This window comes from Ilumatobacter sp. (assembly GCF_046290335.1).
Classification (GTDB): domain Bacteria; phylum Actinomycetota; class Acidimicrobiia; order Acidimicrobiales; family Ilumatobacteraceae; genus Ilumatobacter_A.
The window spans coordinates 770,211-782,848 of sequence record NZ_JBKAGH010000002.1 but is presented as its reverse complement, the minus strand read 5'-3'; the positions used below and the strand labels follow the sequence as shown (position 1 = coordinate 782,848).

General features: G+C 63.1%; 17 protein-coding genes. 8 read left to right on the top strand and 9 right to left on the bottom strand.

Features of this window, described 5'->3' with window-relative positions:
• The 4 genes from ACE37B_RS12175 to ACE37B_RS12160 form a co-directional block, all read right to left on the bottom strand.
• On the bottom strand, window positions 1-447 hold the full coding sequence (locus ACE37B_RS12175; RefSeq protein ID WP_409923581.1) for a nucleotidyl transferase AbiEii/AbiGii toxin family protein: 447 nt from the start codon (window positions 445-447) through the stop codon (window positions 1-3).
• A gap of 303 nt (window positions 448-750) precedes the next feature.
• Entirely contained in the window at window positions 751-1,311 is a 561-nt protein-coding gene (locus tag ACE37B_RS12170) for a type IV toxin-antitoxin system AbiEi family antitoxin domain-containing protein (RefSeq protein ID WP_409923580.1), read from the bottom strand.
• A 319-nt stretch (window positions 1,312-1,630) separates the two neighbouring features.
• Window positions 1,631-2,206, bottom strand: coding sequence for an MBL fold metallo-hydrolase (locus ACE37B_RS12165; RefSeq protein WP_409923579.1), 576 nt, complete (start codon window positions 2,204-2,206; stop codon window positions 1,631-1,633).
• 14 nt (window positions 2,207-2,220) lie between these two features.
• On the bottom strand, window positions 2,221-3,309 hold the full coding sequence (locus ACE37B_RS12160) for a DUF1214 domain-containing protein (protein WP_409923578.1): 1,089 nt from the start codon (window positions 3,307-3,309) through the stop codon (window positions 2,221-2,223).
• A gap of 84 nt (window positions 3,310-3,393) precedes the next feature.
• On the opposite strand from ACE37B_RS12160, the gene ACE37B_RS12155 reads away from it, so the two are divergent.
• Window positions 3,394-3,942, top strand: coding sequence for a TetR/AcrR family transcriptional regulator (locus ACE37B_RS12155; RefSeq protein ID WP_409923577.1), 549 nt, complete (start codon window positions 3,394-3,396; stop codon window positions 3,940-3,942).
• Window positions 3,943-3,981: 39 nt separating this feature from the next.
• Here the strand turns inward: ACE37B_RS12155 and ACE37B_RS12150 are convergent, their stop codons facing one another.
• Together ACE37B_RS12150 and ACE37B_RS12145 are read right to left on the bottom strand one after the other, a co-directional pair.
• Complete coding sequence (locus ACE37B_RS12150; RefSeq protein WP_409923576.1) at window positions 3,982-4,269, bottom strand: zf-HC2 domain-containing protein; 288 nt, start codon at window positions 4,267-4,269, stop codon at window positions 3,982-3,984.
• Window positions 4,262-4,879, bottom strand: a complete 618-nt coding sequence (locus ACE37B_RS12145) for an RNA polymerase sigma factor (protein WP_409923575.1) — start codon at window positions 4,877-4,879, stop codon at window positions 4,262-4,264. Before ACE37B_RS12145 ends, ACE37B_RS12150 begins: the two co-directional genes overlap by 8 nt.
• 148 nt (window positions 4,880-5,027) lie before the next feature.
• On the opposite strand from ACE37B_RS12145, the gene msrA reads away from it, so the two are divergent.
• From msrA to ACE37B_RS12110, 7 genes are all read left to right on the top strand, one after another.
• Window positions 5,028-5,657 carry a peptide-methionine (S)-S-oxide reductase MsrA gene (gene msrA, locus ACE37B_RS12140; RefSeq protein ID WP_409923574.1) on the top strand — a complete coding sequence of 210 codons (630 nt, stop codon included), beginning with the start codon at window positions 5,028-5,030 and terminating at the stop codon, window positions 5,655-5,657.
• 602 nt (window positions 5,658-6,259) lie between these two features.
• Window positions 6,260-6,679, top strand: a complete 420-nt coding sequence (msrB, locus tag ACE37B_RS12135) for a peptide-methionine (R)-S-oxide reductase MsrB (RefSeq protein ID WP_409923672.1) — start codon at window positions 6,260-6,262, stop codon at window positions 6,677-6,679.
• 96 nt (window positions 6,680-6,775) lie between these two features.
• The gene (locus tag ACE37B_RS12130; protein ID WP_409923573.1) at window positions 6,776-7,369 is read left to right on the top strand and encodes a molybdopterin-dependent oxidoreductase; all 594 of its coding nucleotides are present in this window, start codon (window positions 6,776-6,778) and stop codon (window positions 7,367-7,369) included.
• The gene (locus ACE37B_RS12125) at window positions 7,362-8,093 is read left to right on the top strand and encodes an FAD-binding oxidoreductase (protein WP_409923572.1); all 732 of its coding nucleotides are present in this window, start codon (window positions 7,362-7,364) and stop codon (window positions 8,091-8,093) included. Before ACE37B_RS12130 ends, ACE37B_RS12125 begins: the two co-directional genes overlap by 8 nt.
• Window positions 7,975-8,388, top strand: a complete 414-nt coding sequence (locus ACE37B_RS12120; RefSeq protein WP_409923571.1) for a DUF6510 family protein — start codon at window positions 7,975-7,977, stop codon at window positions 8,386-8,388. Before ACE37B_RS12125 ends, ACE37B_RS12120 begins: the two co-directional genes overlap by 119 nt.
• On the top strand, window positions 8,385-9,686 hold the full coding sequence (locus ACE37B_RS12115; protein WP_409923570.1) for a cation:proton antiporter: 1,302 nt from the start codon (window positions 8,385-8,387) through the stop codon (window positions 9,684-9,686). The genes ACE37B_RS12120 and ACE37B_RS12115 overlap by 4 nt, the downstream gene beginning before the upstream one ends.
• Window positions 9,683-10,162 (top strand): carboxymuconolactone decarboxylase family protein, encoded by a 480-nt coding sequence (locus tag ACE37B_RS12110; RefSeq protein WP_409923569.1) that lies wholly within the window; start codon window positions 9,683-9,685, stop codon window positions 10,160-10,162. Before ACE37B_RS12115 ends, ACE37B_RS12110 begins: the two co-directional genes overlap by 4 nt.
• A gap of 641 nt (window positions 10,163-10,803) precedes the next feature.
• Here the strand turns inward: ACE37B_RS12110 and ACE37B_RS12105 are convergent.
• From ACE37B_RS12105 to ACE37B_RS12095, 3 genes are all read right to left on the bottom strand, one after another.
• Window positions 10,804-11,112 carry a type II toxin-antitoxin system RelE/ParE family toxin gene (locus tag ACE37B_RS12105; RefSeq protein WP_409923568.1) on the bottom strand — a complete coding sequence of 103 codons (309 nt, stop codon included), beginning with the start codon at window positions 11,110-11,112 and terminating at the stop codon, window positions 10,804-10,806.
• The gene (locus tag ACE37B_RS12100) at window positions 11,109-11,354 is read right to left on the bottom strand and encodes an addiction module protein (protein WP_409923567.1); all 246 of its coding nucleotides are present in this window, start codon (window positions 11,352-11,354) and stop codon (window positions 11,109-11,111) included. The genes ACE37B_RS12105 and ACE37B_RS12100 overlap by 4 nt, the downstream gene beginning before the upstream one ends.
• A 381-nt stretch (window positions 11,355-11,735) precedes the next feature.
• On the bottom strand, window positions 11,736-12,488 hold the full coding sequence (locus tag ACE37B_RS12095; RefSeq protein ID WP_409923566.1) for a maleylpyruvate isomerase N-terminal domain-containing protein: 753 nt from the start codon (window positions 12,486-12,488) through the stop codon (window positions 11,736-11,738).
• Between the last annotated feature and the right edge of the window lie 150 nt (window positions 12,489-12,638).

Below are 12,638 nucleotides of genomic sequence, written 5' to 3'. Positions count from 1 at the left end.
TCAGTCGGTGGTCAGTGAGGTGATGAAGTTGTTCGTCCACGCAACAGCGTCTTCGATGTCGGTGAGCACGTCGAGGCCGTCTGCCGCCTCGGCGTAGATTGTCGGCCAGCTCGGATGCGAGATGACGACTGGTGGCCAGGTGTACGCGTTTCGGGCTCTGAAGAGTCGGGTCGCGATCTCTGCGACGGCCGTCTTGTCGATTGGTTCCTCGAGCTCGAGGATCTGGAGGTCAACGAGATCGTGGGCACGGTCGTTGTTGCCTGTTCGTGGGTGCACCGAGGTGCAGGCATGGAGCTTCTGTGCGATCTGATGCTCGACGGTGAGCAGCGGGATCGGTTGTGGCTCGGGGAGTCCGATTGATTCGAACATTGTCACGATGTCGTGCGCGATTCGGAGATCGTGCTGCTTGGTGCTGCCGATCTCGTCGTGTCCCAGTTCGAACGGCACGGTGAGCCAGTGCCGCCCGAGATAGAGGAGCCGGATCTTGAACGGCTACATCACGTACTGCTCGGCGACACCCTCCGGCTCGGCGGGCGGGAGCTGCTCGAGCGTTCCGGTGAATCCGACCCATCCGACGTCGAGACGCCGGGCGAGTTCGTTGAGGTAGTCATCGAGGGTGAGATCGGTGTGGCGCGCCGCAGTTCGCGACGGTGCGCTGAACTCGGCGGATCGGGCGCGTTGACTGTCGAGCGAGGTTGTCGAGCCGGGTCGTGAGCGAGCGCAGGTTGGTCGGAGCGGTGTGCGGTTCGGTCATCGGCTTGAGGTGATTTCGTCGAGAAGCTCAGTCAGTCTGTGACGTGGAACCAGACTGCGACGGCCGGCCTCCTCGGTTGCTTCGACGAGTCGGTCGATCATGACGATGTCGCGGGAGTCGAGGAGAGCTCGTCGAACTGTCGTCGACGGGATTCCTTCGTACGAAGTCAGGTCGCCGGGCGCGACGTGCTCGCGAATCACCTCGATCGAGTCGGGGAGAGTCCGACGGACTCGGTGTGGCGAACCAACGCGGATCCGCCGTGGGTTGACGAGCGCGAGTCCGTGAACCGCGAGGACTGCGTCGCGCGTGAGGTGAGCGCCGGGTCCACAACGCAGCACCGCCTCCATGAACGTGTCGAACTCGGTAATGGGAATGTCGGCGAAGCGATACAGCCCGTACGCCGAATGATCGAGCCCACCGCGCTGTGCGATCTTGCGGAGTTCGATCGCCGGCACCCCGAGCGCCTCGGCGTCGGTCGGGGTGATGTACCCGTACTGATCCAACGCCGCGTCGCGCAGCATTCGACGGTGGGTTTTCGCCAGGCTCTTCGTCGACATGTCAATACCGTACTGTAATCAGTACGGTATTGACACCACCCGTCGGTCGGTAAGACGACTGGCAAACAACGTCGGCTTTCGGCGGTCTGGGCTGCACAGTATGGGCGGGTGGGATCGTTCGAGCGGCGGATCAAAGATCGCCGGGGTGGGGTCAGTTACCCCAGTCGTCCGTCATGCCCATCGCACTGCGCACCCGGATGCACACCCACAACGGCCACGATAGAGACAACGTCACCGGTCATCACCGCTCGGGAGCTCAATCCAGAACGTCGCACCTCCGCCGGGTATGGGGTCCACGCCGTGCCTGCCATTGTGCGCCTCAGATCGTGACGTTCTCGCTCACGGCCTCGCGCACGAAGCCTTCGGGTGCAATGACGGGCACTCGACCTGTCACCACATCTTCGTCGTTCGTGACTCCGTACGCGCCTGCGAAGTGGTCGGCGTGACTGTGAGTGTAGATCAGCCCGACGACCGGTCGCTCGCCCACCGTTGTGTTGAGCAGCCTCAGCGCAGCGGCCGACGTTTCGGTCGTCGTGAGTGGGTCGATGACGATCCAGCCGGTGTCACCCTCGATGAACGTGATGTTCGAGACGTCATAACCCCGCACCTGATAGATGCGATCGGTCAACTTGAAGAGCCCGTGAAGGTTGTTGAGTTTCTCCTGACGCCACAGACTCGGATTGACCGTGTCCGGCGCATCGCCATCGATGAACGAGAACCTGTCCATGTCCCAGACAACGTCATCGGCGTTGCTGATGCTGGTGAGCACCAGGGTGTCAGCCCGTGCGATGAGGCCACGGTCGCTCCGGTCGAAGTCGTCGCGGTCGTCGAGCGGCAGCGTGGCGCCCATGTTGTCGTTGGCGGTCTTCGTGAAGTCTGTTGCAGGTTTGCGCATGGTGTTCTCCTCGATCAGATGTTGATGATGTTGGTGATGATGGGCGGGAGTTCGTTCTCTGGCAGCAGATAGCGGGCAAGCAGGATCGTTTCGGTTCGTCCCTTGGTGTCGAGCCAGTTGCCGGTGCCGGGGTCGTCCGGACCGACAAGCATCTTGACCGTGCCGTCCGGTTCGCGTTCGGCCTGGGCGTCGTTGATGCACACCGATTGGCCGTCGCGGAACTCGGGAGACTCCAGCCACCAGTTGTTGAGGTGCACGCTCCAGTAGCGACACGTCGGCGGGTTGAGCTCCAACTCCAATGCCTGTCCGGGCTCGAGTTGCACGTAGCAGAGTTGGTAGTGATTGTGCGGCGTGCCCGCCATCTCCGAGACGAGGTCGGCGCCTGCTTCGTTCATGATGTTCGGGCGCAACCGGAGTTCGGCCGACAGTCGGACGGTCGCATCGTTCACCCAGCTCAAACCCATGCCGAGCAAGCCAAGGAACGACGTGATCCGATCAGCGTCGAGCTCGGGACGATGTCCCAGCTCAGGGGAAACCTGTTCGACCTCGAACGTCGCCTTCACCCCATTGACCCGGTCGTGGGTGTACTCGCGGATGATGACAAACGCGGCGTCCTCACCAAGGTCGAGCCAGTTGCTGCCCGTGTCGGGCCCTCCGACGGTGATCGACAGGGTCCCGTCGGCGTTGATCTCGAGTTCGCCGTCATGGAGGTCGGCCACGACCCGGTCGACGGCGCCGGCTCGGTAGGCCGTGAACGAAATGTACGGCGACTCGCCTCGCGTTCCGGTGACTCGATACACGCCGCCCTTGACGACGCTGAACTGGCGATAGATCGTGTCGGGGCAGTCCGCGAAGACCTTGCGCGTCGGTGACTCGGCCCAGAACAACTCTGGTTTGTGGCCGCTCGGGAACTCGAGGAACTGTTCCTCGCGGTACGCGAGTTGACGCAGGATGAAGCGGAGTCCATCAGCGCGTTCGACATCGGTCGGCGCCGACTCGAGGGCATCGTGGCCCATCGTCTTGAGGCTCTCGGTGAACGCATCCCATGCGTCTCGAAGCTGCAGTTCATTCGTTTCGGTGTCTGTCTCGGAATCGGTCGTCATCAGCATGGTCCCTCTCGGTGTCTAGGTAGACGAATGTATACCAGAAAGTAGTCGTTCGTCTACCTTTTCTGGCAGAATTGATCCGTGGCAACAAGACGGACAGCTCAACAGATCATCGAAGCGGTCGCCGACGGCGCTGCCGAACTCTTCGCCGAACGCAGCCCCTCAGCTGTTTCGGTCCGAGAGATCGCCGCCGCAGCCGACGTGAACCTCGGATTGATCCACCGCTACGTCGGCTCCAAGGACGACGTCATCGCACTCGTCTTGACACGCCACACCGAGCGCGCCAGAGCTGCGATTGCTTCGGCGGCCGACACCGGCCAGGCTCTCGACATGGTCGCCGAAACAGTCGTCAACAATCCTGCGACCGGGCGCCTCGTCGCAGGCCTGATTCTCGACGGTGTTGACGTTGCTGCAGTGAAGGGCGAGTTCCCAATGCTCGAACTGCTCGCAAACGACCACGATCCTGTCGATGCCGCAATCACCTACGCACTCGCCCTCGGCTGGGAAGTATTCGGGCCGTCGCTCCTCAACGCGGTCGACGCATCGCCCGGCGACCCACAGTTGACCAACAAGCTCGCCGCCGCGCTCAAGACGGTCAGTGCCGCTCCGGTTGACTCATCGTCGGCTTGAGCGCCAGCCGTATGCCCGACACGGCGCGGCTCTCTGGATCTACTGATCGTTCGCTTGTGCCCGGAGATCGGCGAGGAGGCTGTCGAAGTCCGCAGGCATGATGTGGAGTTGCCTGTCGTTTGTGGCGTTGGTGAGCTGGATGGTCATGCGGATTTGATCGACGAAGATGGTGCAGCCCTCGCAGCCGTCGAGGTGGTGTCGGAAGGCTGCGAAGTCGGCCCGGTTGAGGGCATCGTCGAGGTAGTCGGTGACGAGTTCGACGGCGTCGGCGCAGCGAATGCTGAAGGAGCCGTCGGCTGTTGCTGTGGGTTCGTTGTCGTCAGGCATCGATGTAGTGCTCCTCGAGGATGCTTCGTAGAGCGGTGCGTCCTCTGTGGAGGAGCACTCGTTGATTGACTGATGAGATGCCGAGAGTGTTGCAGACTTCGTCGGCCGTCCAGCCGTGGACGTCGCGGAGTTGGACGACTTCTTGTTGCGCTGGCGGGAGTTGCTCGATGGCACTTCGGATCGCGTTGAGTGTCTCGTGGGTTTCGAGCTGATCGGCGGGGAGGCGCTGCCAATCGGGGGGAGGCGTGGTCCAGTGTCCGGGCGCTCCCTCGGCCATGAGCCGATCGGGGTCGATCGATTGATGGTGCCCGTCGCTGGTGTGTCCCATGGCGGCGAACGGGACGATCTTGGCTTCGCGGGGAGCGAGTGTGCGGACCTTGTTGAGCATGATGCGGTAGACCCAGGTCTTGAGCGATGATCGTTGTTCGAAACTGCCGATCGATCGGATGACCGCGGCCCACGTCTCTTGCACGACTTCTTCGGCGAGCGCCTGGGTGACGTAGGTGCGAGCGAGGCGGGTGAGGCCGGGATTGAGTTCGGTGACGATGGCCCGAAACGCGTCCTCGTCGCCGGCGCGGAGCGCGTTGACGATGTCGGAGTCGTTTGTCACAGTCGGATCCTATGAGGGTCTGTAACAACCGCCGGAGTTGTTGGTCTGAGAACACGTCGCCATCCACGACCCGCTCGACCGAGCGATGTGGGCGGGGGCGTTGTTGTCCACCTCGATCGATGATCGAGCATCGAATTGGAGGCCCACGATGAACCGTCGAATTGCCGCCCCGCCACCCCCTGCTGAGAACTGCCTGCCGGGTCGAAGCGAGCCGCGGACTGTCCCTGATGTCCACCACGTGAACGGCAACCCGCTGGTTGGTCCGTGGCCTGACGGCCTCGACACGCTGGTCGTCGCGATGGGCTGCTTCTGGGGCGCCGAGCGCCTCTTCTGGAAAACCCCGGGTGTCTACAGCACCGCGGTCGGCTACGCCGGCGGCACCACACCGAACCCCACCTATGAAGAGACCTGCACCTCGATGACCGGGCACACCGAGGCCGTGTTGGTGGTGTTCGACCCGAACGAGGTCACCGTCGAGCAGTTGCTGGCGGTGTTCTGGGAGAACCACGACCCGGTTCAGTACATGGGCCAGGGCAACGACATCGGCAGCCAGTACCGGTCGGCGATCTACACGAACTCCGACGACCAGGCCGCTGTTGTCGCTGCGAGCCGCGACGCGTATCAGGAGCGGTTGTCGACGGCCGGGTTCGGTGAAATCACCACCGAGATAGCGCCGGCGGCTGAGTTCTTCTACGCCGAGCCATACCACCAGCAGTACTTGGCCAAGAACCCGGGCGGCTACTGCAACCACGGGTTCTGCCAGGTCGCCTACGCCTGACCAGTTCAGTTCAGATCACTTCGCCCACCCCCGACTGACACGATCGGTCGCTCGAAAAGGACCGCACCATGCATGACCAGTACGCCATTGCCGGCCACACCGCACCTGAGTTCCGAGTCGATCAGTGGCTCGACAACGTCGACGGAGATCTCCGGATTGCCGACATCGACGTGCCCGTGATCTACCTCTGCAACTTCCAGTCGTGGTGCCCGGGCTGTCACAGCCACGGCTTCCCGACCCTCGACGCCGTCCGAACGGCGCTGGACGCTGACGGGTTCTCCGGTCAGGTGAAGTTCATTGCGGTCCAGACAGTGTTCGAAGGACACGACATCAACACCGCCGACGCAGCCCGCGAAGCACTCGGCCGCCACGGACTTGATGACATCGCACTCGGTCACGACTCCGGACATCCCCCCACGATCATGTCGGACTATCGCACCGGTGGCACCCCCTGGACGGTCGTGATCGGCCCCGACCGGACCGTGCTGTTCAACGGTCTCCAACTCGACGCTGACGCCGCCGTGGAACTCATCGAAGCAGTGCTCGTCGACCATCAGAATTCACCACCTTCCGCGCCCGCCGCGGACGAAAGGAACAATCCCATGACAAACGAAGCAACCACCCCCAAGGCCCTGAACAAGAACGATCTCCGGGACCGGTTGACCAAGGAGCAGTTCGAGGTCACCCAGAACGGTGGCACGGAGCGCCCGTTCACCGGCGTCTACTGCGACACCAAGACCAACGGCATGTACCGCTGCATCGTCTGTGACGAGGAATTGTTCGACAGTGCAGCGAAGTTTGATTCCGGAACCGGGTGGCCGTCATTCACTGGTGAGAGCGAGGAGGGACGGGTCCGGCGGATCGTGGACCGCAGCCACGGCATGGTCCGTACCGAAGCACGGTGCAACACCTGCGACGCTCACCTCGGCCACGTCTTCCCGGACGGCCCGGGACCCGGCGGCGAGCGGTATTGCATGAACTCGGCGTCGCTGCGTCTCGAGCCGATTGACTCGGCGAACTGAGCGACAACCCGTCCCAGCTCGCCAGCATCGTTGCTGGCGGGCTGATCGTGACATGGTGAACCAGTAGATGCGTGTACAGAACGGAGTGTGTGAGTGATGGCAACGAGAGGATTCCAGGGTCGTGCGCGATCTACGGACGGGCGGGTTCCGCCCGGCCAGTACGTCACCGATGATTTTCCGGTCCTGACCGCAGGCCCGACCGAGTTCGTCGACACCTCAGACTGGGAACTGACCGTGAGCGACGGAATAGTCAGCACGACCTTCGACTGGGCTGCTCTGCACGAGCTTCCGATGGAAACGATCACGACCGATATCCACTGCGTCACGCACTGGTCCAAGTTCGACACGACATGGCGCGGCGTTCCCATCGAGTCGCTGTTCGAAGCTGCGGGTGTCGGTGACTTCGACTTCGCGCTGGTGTCGAGTTACGGCGGCTACACAACCAACTTGCCGGTCACTGATCTCCTCGACCGCGACGCGATGGTGGCCGTCGAGTTCGACGGCGCACCGCTCGAAGCAGAACACGGCGGACCGGCACGGCTTCTGGTCCCGCACCTGTATCTGTGGAAGAGCGCCAAGTGGCTGTCGGAGATCCGGCTCGGTGACGACGAGGACCAGGGCTTCTGGGAAGCAGCGGGCTACCACAACTACGGCGACCCGTGGTCCGAACAGCGGTACACCAGTGACTGACGCCGCCACGATCGACGCGACTCCGATCCGCAAGCGGCTCGCATGGCGCGACGCCACCGTCGTCGAATCGGTCACCGAGTCCGCGTCTGCGCGCACACTGGTGCTCGGGATCGACGGGTGGGACAATCATCGGGCCGGACAGCACCTCGATGTGCGCCTGACGGCACCCGACGGATACCAGGCAACACGGAGCTACTCGCTGTCGTCGGCGCCGGGCGAGGCGCCGCAGATCACGGTCGAACGTGTCGCCGATGGTGAAGTGTCGCCGTTCCTCGTCGACGAGATCGCTGTCGGTGAGCCGATCGAGGTTCGTGGTCCGATCGGCGGCTACTTCGTGTGGGCACCCTCCCACGCACCCCTTGTGTTGATCGGTGGCGGCTCGGGCCTTGCACCCCTCCGATCGATCTGGCGGGCAGCGACCGATCAGACATGTCCGGTCGTGGTTGGTGCATCGGTATGCGGTGTCGAACAACTGATCTACGCCGACGAACTCCGAGCGCTCGGAGCGAGAGTTCACCTCACTCGCCACGCCGCCTCGGGGTTCCGGACGGGTCGATTCGATCGAGACGACATCTCCGAAGTTCTCGCTCAGGCAGCGTCGTCGGATGCGTCTGATCCGGTTGTGTACGTGTGCGGCCCAACCGGCTTCGTCGAGCACGTGGCCACCCTGCTCAGCGAGGCCGGCGTGCCGCCTGGGGCGATGCGACTGGAACGATTCGGATGATCATCACCACACCGATCCAGAGGAGCCCAACATGACTCATGTCGATGGAAACGCTGTGATCGGGGCGCTCTCGATTGCTTTGGGCGCTGACATGGCCGAAGCCTCCGCCGTGTGCGGCCATTGCGGTCTGCAACATGCCATTGCTGAATGCCATGTGTATCTGCGTTGCCCCGGCATCGTGATCCGCTGCCCGCAGTGCACGTCGGTCGAGATCGTGCTGGTCGAAATCAACCACCGATTCCACGTCACGATGAGCGGCGTCGAAGCCATCGACGTGACCGGCGGTCGAACATGATCGAGTTGTTGATCATCGCGCTGGTGGTGTTCGGCTATGCGCTCGTGTCGGAGCGTCTCGCAATGTCGCCCGTGTCCGCCCCGATCGTGTTCACCACCGTCGGCCTCATTGTCGGAACCGGCGGGTTCGGCTGGTTCGACCTGGAGTTGGAGGGTGAGGCGACATCGATCCTCGTCGAAGCAACGCTCGTGCTGGTGTTGTTCACCGACGCGATCCGCATCGACCTTCGCTCGCTGCGTCACCACGCAACGCTCCCCGGACGCATGCTCGGCATCGGCCTCCCACTCACCATCGCCGCCGGCACCGCGCTCGCCGTCGTGGTCTTTCCCGGTCTGAGCGTGATCGAGGCCGCACTGCTCGCTGCGGTGCTGGCACCCACCGACGCTGCGCTCGGACAGGCCGTGGTCAGTGACCGTCGACTGCCCGTCAGGATCCGCCAAACCCTCAACGTCGAAAGTGGGCTCAACGACGGGATAGCCGTGCCGGTGGTGACCGTGCTGCTCGCTGCCGCAGCTGTCGAGTCGGCGGGCGGGGCCTCGGATTGGATGGAACTGGCAGCCCGCCAAATCGGTTTCGGCGTGGCGGCTGGCGTGGCAGCCGGTGTGATCGGCGGACGCCTGCTCGACCATCGAGCCGCCGCCGGCCACGTCGAAGGCGTCTACCGACAGCTCGCCACCATTGCCATCGCCGTGGGTGCGTTCGCCCTGGCTGGTGTGCTGGATGGCAACGGCTTCATCGCCGCGTTTGTTGCGGGGTTGGCCTTCGGCGGAATCGCACGGCAACAGTGCACCGGCATTCAGGACTTCACCGAAGACGAAGGCGAGCTGCTCTCCGCAATCACGTTCGTCCTGTTCGGCGCGGTGCTCGCCGGACCGGTGCTCGACGACCTCACCTGGCAGATCGCGTTGTACGTCGTGCTGTCGCTCACCGTGGTTCGCATCGTGCCCGTCGTGCTGTCGCTCACCGCGTCGGGAACGTTCTTCGAAACCCGCGTGTTCCTCGGCTGGTTCGGACCACGCGGCCTCGCCTCGACCCTGTTCGCGCTCATCGTGGTCGAAGAACTCGACTCCGACGCCGGGCGGACCATCTTCACCGTGGCCGCATGGACCGTGCTCGTCAGCGTGTTCGCACACGGACTCACCGCAAGCGCGTGGGCCGGCCGTCTCGCCCGACGACTCAACGCCGAAACCGACCCGATGCCCGAAATGGAACCCGTCCCCGAACTCCCCACCCGTTCCGGCCCCATGCCGGTGACGGACGCCGACCCCAACCAACCACAAGGACCGAGAACCTCATGACCGACATCGTGTTCGAGAACCGCCGATTCGACCCCGACCTCACCAGCTTCCACGACCATGCGAAGGCCATGGCCAAGGCATTCGGCTACACCGCCGACCTCGCGTTCGATCAGCATCTCGCGCAGCTGGTCAGGCTCCGTGTCGCCCAGATCAACAACTGCTCGTACTGTCTCATCTTGCACGCCGAGACCAGCCGCACCGTCGGTATCCATCCAGCCAAGATCGACAACCTCGGCAGTTGGTGGGAGAGCGAGCTCTTCGACCCCGCCGAGCAAGCAGCCCTTGCCTATTGCGATGCCCTCACTGCGGGCAATGCGCCCGGCTTCGCCGACATCCACGAGCGCGCTGCAGCATTCTTCGACGCGACCGAGATCGCAGAGCTCGCTGCGATCATCATCAACATGAACGTCTGGACCCGACTCAAACTGGCCCAAGGCGCAACGCCTGTGGCAGCGTCGATCGACGCCGCGCCCTGAAGCGGATCAGCCGACGCCGGATGTCAGGCCGGTTCCCGGTAAGAGGTCGACCGAACCATCTTCGCTGAGCGAATGCTCACAGCTCCATATCCACGCTGCGGATCCCGTAGCCGAAGATCAGAACCTTCCACCGGAACCTTTGATGCTACGACAACCGCCGCAACGCACTCCCATCATGAGTCAGGCACATCCCGCTCACGGGAATCGACCCATGAATGCGTGGACTTGACTCGATTGGCGGTAGACAAAATCGCTGGCCAGAACATCAGCTTTGTCGCCTGAGTACGCGTATCAATCCCAACGTCGGCAACCTCACGACCAGGACGTTTCCGCGATCACCGCAACCCGAGTCGGCAATATCGCTCCAATTTCACAAGCGGTCTAGGCACGGACAAGGCGCGAAAGCTGTTATCTGCAGTGACCAAATAGCCTCTGACCAGGTATTATATGGAGCGGATGACGGGAATCGAACCCGCGTTCTCAGCTTGGGAAGCGCTTCCAGACTGAATGCATCGCACCTGCGTATGAGGCATTTCGCCTGGTCAGGTGTAGTTCTTGAGGCGTCGGTTGTTGTGCGCTGTTGCGCCGTATTGCACTCTGTTGAGTGTTGTTCTAGGCACGAATTAGGCACGCCGTGTCGGTCACTCGTCGAGGCGATCGATCCAGTAGGTCGGACGTCGTCGTTCGTGCATCACTGCGACGACGATGATCTCGTCGGACGACGCGAGGAAGATGAGGTGGTACGGGAACCGCTTCACTGGAACTCGTCGAACATCGTCGAGGTCGGCAACGGGCGAGCCCGGGACTCGGCGACGGAGAGCATGGTCGAGGGTGATTTCGATCGCGTCGAGGAACTCTTCGCCGAGTCCGATTCGTTGATCGTCGTACCAGACGGCCGCCTCGATCGCCTCCAGTCGAGCAGCAGGATCGAACTGGATGGATCGGCTCACTGCGGCGAGAGGCGTCGCTCGGCTTCCGAGCGAACCTCGCTCCAGGCAACGGTGGGGCTCTCACCGGAGCGGACTCGCTCCACCCGTCGTTGGATCTCGTCGGTCCAGACCTGTTCGAGTTCGTCGGCCGGCATCTCATCTGGTTGATGGAGGCTCGCCAGGAGTTCGGCTGCGATGTCGGCGCGTTCGGTCTCTGAGAGGTCGAGTGCTTCGGCCAACACTGTTCGTCCGAGTTCCGTCATGAGATCACGTTAGCAAGCCTCACTCGACGTGGTGATCGCAGTAGCGGAAGGGTGAGCGGACCCTCATCGCGACGCCCCCTTCATCACGCCAGGCGGAAGCATCTGTAGTGTTCTCTCACGATCCGGACCGAACGATCCGAGTTGGAGAGTTCCTGCCGGCATCGTCGGCCGAGGCGCTCGTGCGCGGCGACAAGCTGCCGGGCTAGCCGTACAGCCGAGACAACCCCGCTGTCTCGATCACCCTTCCGTGCCGCCGTCGACGAGTGCGGTGACGGCGACGGCCACGTCATGCGAGGTGATATCGGCCGGATCAGGTGTCACCGTTTCATGCAGCAGACCCGGTGCTCCCGAACGCGCTCCTTGCGACGCTCCAACGGATCGTCAGTACAGCCAGTTCTGTAGGGAGACGAGGGTTGCGTTGTCGATGCCGGTGGTGCTGCGGTGAGCAGCGGGAGGTTGTCGTCCCCAGAGCATGAGGAGTCGTGCGGCGGCGTCGGTGATGAGCGCCGGCGAGTCGTCAGGTTCGGCGAGACAGAGTTCGGTCGACTCGGTTGACGCTCGAATAATGACGTCGGGTTCGCCCTTGACTCGGAGTCGGACATCGAGTGGGGCAACTCCGGCGCGTCTGGTTCGAGCAGCGGCTCTCTCGTTGATGAAGTCGAAGTGGTTGATTGCCCGTATCGCGTGGGCAGTCAGATCTGGTTGGCTCAGCAGTTCGATACTGGTCGGATCGCTGCCAGCGATGTCCCATCGATGCATCGCGAGTTCACTGCGCACGTGAAGCGCGAGCGTGTCGGCATTCATTTCCCAACCGGTGAACTCCAGCGATCCGTTCTTCTCGGCCATCGCTGCAAGTAGATCGAAGATCCCGCCGGCTGAGACGAGAGTGACGAGGTCGTCGTAGGGCAGCGCGCGAAACGCGGGTTCGCGGTCCTCGAAGCTGATCGTGGACGGCACCGGGTCGCCAGCAAGGTGGATACCGACAAGACGGGCGATCTCGCCGCCGCCCGCCACAGCGTGCGCGAGGACGTCGTGGGCCGTCCACCCCCGACAGGCTGTGATCAGGTTGCTGGGAGCGCCGCTCACGGTCTCGGCGAACGCGATCGCTTCGTGATTGGTCCAACGTGTCTGCATGGGTGGTGTCTTTCAGGTTTGGTGGAGGTGACTCGACCGATGATGGACCGTCGCACGTCCGGAAACAGGCGCCTTTCGGACGTGACGTTCCTGGGTGGCACGAAGCTCCTCGAGAATCGCAGCCTCCGAGCTCTCGTGGTCGACCGCGAA

Bases quoted from the DNA above. Each gene is read 5' to 3' on its own strand.
- ACE37B_RS12160 (WP_409923578.1), bottom strand. From the start codon at position 3,309: ATGACGACCGATTCCGAGACAGACACCGAAACGAATGAACTGCAGCTT.
- ACE37B_RS12110 (WP_409923569.1), top strand. From the start codon at position 9,683: ATGACCGACATCGTGTTCGAGAACCGCCGATTCGACCCCGACCTCACC.
- ACE37B_RS12095 (WP_409923566.1), bottom strand. From the start codon at position 12,488: ATGCAGACACGTTGGACCAATCACGAAGCGATCGCGTTCGCCGAGACC.
- ACE37B_RS12150 (WP_409923576.1), bottom strand. From the start codon at position 4,269: ATGCCTGACGACAACGAACCCACAGCAACAGCCGACGGCTCCTTCAGC.
- ACE37B_RS12115 (WP_409923570.1), top strand. From the start codon at position 8,385: ATGATCGAGTTGTTGATCATCGCGCTGGTGGTGTTCGGCTATGCGCTC.
- msrA (WP_409923574.1), top strand. From the start codon at position 5,028: ATGAACCGTCGAATTGCCGCCCCGCCACCCCCTGCTGAGAACTGCCTG.
- ACE37B_RS12165 (WP_409923579.1), bottom strand. From the start codon at position 2,206: ATGCGCAAACCTGCAACAGACTTCACGAAGACCGCCAACGACAACATG.
- ACE37B_RS12100 (WP_409923567.1), bottom strand. From the start codon at position 11,354: ATGACGGAACTCGGACGAACAGTGTTGGCCGAAGCACTCGACCTCTCA.
- ACE37B_RS12120 (WP_409923571.1), top strand. From the start codon at position 7,975: ATGCGTCTGATCCGGTTGTGTACGTGTGCGGCCCAACCGGCTTCGTCG.
- msrB (WP_409923672.1), top strand. From the start codon at position 6,260: ATGACAAACGAAGCAACCACCCCCAAGGCCCTGAACAAGAACGATCTC.
- ACE37B_RS12130 (WP_409923573.1), top strand. From the start codon at position 6,776: ATGGCAACGAGAGGATTCCAGGGTCGTGCGCGATCTACGGACGGGCGG.
- ACE37B_RS12170 (WP_409923580.1), bottom strand. From the start codon at position 1,311: ATGTCGACGAAGAGCCTGGCGAAAACCCACCGTCGAATGCTGCGCGAC.